Genomic DNA, 1434 nt, shown 5'->3' on the forward strand with positions numbered 1-1434 from the left:
AGGGGACGCGGATCGCGCGCTCCGTCCGCCGTTCCGGAAGTCTCACCGCGCGGGGCGCCGATACGGACCAGGCCCCCGTCGGCGTCCGCCGTTCCGGCGCGGTGGCCGGCGGCGGCGACCGGTGCGGCCATCCCCTCGCGTTCCTCCCGCAGCGTGCGGAAGGCGGCCAGCGCGGCCGCCTCACCGGAGAGTCCACCGTCGGCGGAGGGGGGTGGGGCGGCCAGCGCGTGCAGGGTGGCGGCAAGCCGTTCGGCCTGGTCACGGGTGGTGGGGTCGGCAGCTCCGGGTGGCTCTCCGCTCAGCAGTCGCTCCGCTGTCCCGCGGTCCAGCCACCTGTACTGCTCGTCGGCCATCACATGTCCTTCTGCGTCCGCGTTCGCATCTGCGTCACACTCGCGGACGTCACCGTACGACGGCGTGGTTCTCTCTGGGGCGGAAGGGCGCCGAGCGCCCCGGCGGATTCCGGATGACCTTCCGGATCGTCACCGAGCAGCTCGGCCAGCCGTTTCAGGCCACGGTGCGCGGCCGTCCGTACGGCACCGGGACGCTTGCCCAGGGTCTCGGCCGCGGTCTTTGCGTCGAGGCCCACCACCACGCGGAGTACGACGGCCTCGGCCTGGTCCTGGGGCAGGCGGGAGATCAGGGAGAACGCGCCGTCGGTGGCCAGTGCCTCCATCGCCTCCCCGGCGGTGTCGGACTCGGCGGCCCGCCCGGCGAGTTCGGTCTCGTCGACGCCGATCGAGGGGCGGCGGCCCCGCATGCGTATGTGGTCCAGTGACCGGTTGCGGGCGATACGGGCGGCCCAGCCGCGGAACCGGTCCGCGTCGCCGGTGAACCGCTCCAGGTCACGGGCGATCTGCAGCCACGCCTCGGACGTCACGTCCTCGGCGTCGGGCTCGCCGACCAGTGTCCTGACGTACCCCAGCAGCCGCGGGTGCACCGCGCGGTACACAGTCCGGAACGCGGTCTGGTCCCCGTCCTGTGCCGCACGCACCGCGGCGGTCAGCTCCGCGTCGTCCCCCAGCACCGCGCGCGCCCTTCTGCGCCTCAGCCGGCGCCGCGTTCGCGGACCGGGTACTCGCCGTCGTGGTTCCTCGATTGGTGATTGCGGTCTTGGGCCACGGACGGTTGGTGGTCATCTGTCCCCCCGCGGCCTGGCGCGAAAGGCACGTTACGGCCTGAATCCTCTCCCCGTCCATGTTCGTCCAAAATGCAACTAACCCGTGACACAGGATGGTGTGACAGAAAACGCACTCATGGCGCTGTAGAGGGTACGGGTCGCCGCGCGGCCCGTACCGCGCGACGGCCGGGGCCTCTCCTGTGGGGGGTGGCGGCCCCGGCCGTTGCCTCGGCGGTGGCCCCGTGAGCGCGGGTTTCACTGTCCTCCCCGTAACAGCCGTCACACGGCGTACGTTACGGGTTCCCGGCGCCCGG

1 protein-coding gene and 1 pseudogene are annotated in these 1434 nt (G+C 72.6%); both read right to left on the bottom strand.

What is annotated here, in order from left to right; genetic code table 11:
- Positions 1-353, bottom strand: a pseudogene (locus B9S61_RS11965) (hypothetical protein); the annotation flags it as partial.
- On the bottom strand, positions 353-1027 hold the full coding sequence (locus B9S61_RS11970; RefSeq protein ID WP_103542239.1) for an RNA polymerase sigma factor: 675 nt from the start codon (positions 1025-1027) through the stop codon (positions 353-355). The pseudogene B9S61_RS11965 and the gene B9S61_RS11970, both read right to left, overlap by 1 nt.
- Positions 1028-1434: the final 407 nt, after the last annotated feature.

The organism is Streptomyces sp. SM1, from assembly GCF_002910825.1.
Taxonomy (GTDB): domain Bacteria; phylum Actinomycetota; class Actinomycetes; order Streptomycetales; family Streptomycetaceae; genus Streptomyces; species Streptomyces okerensis.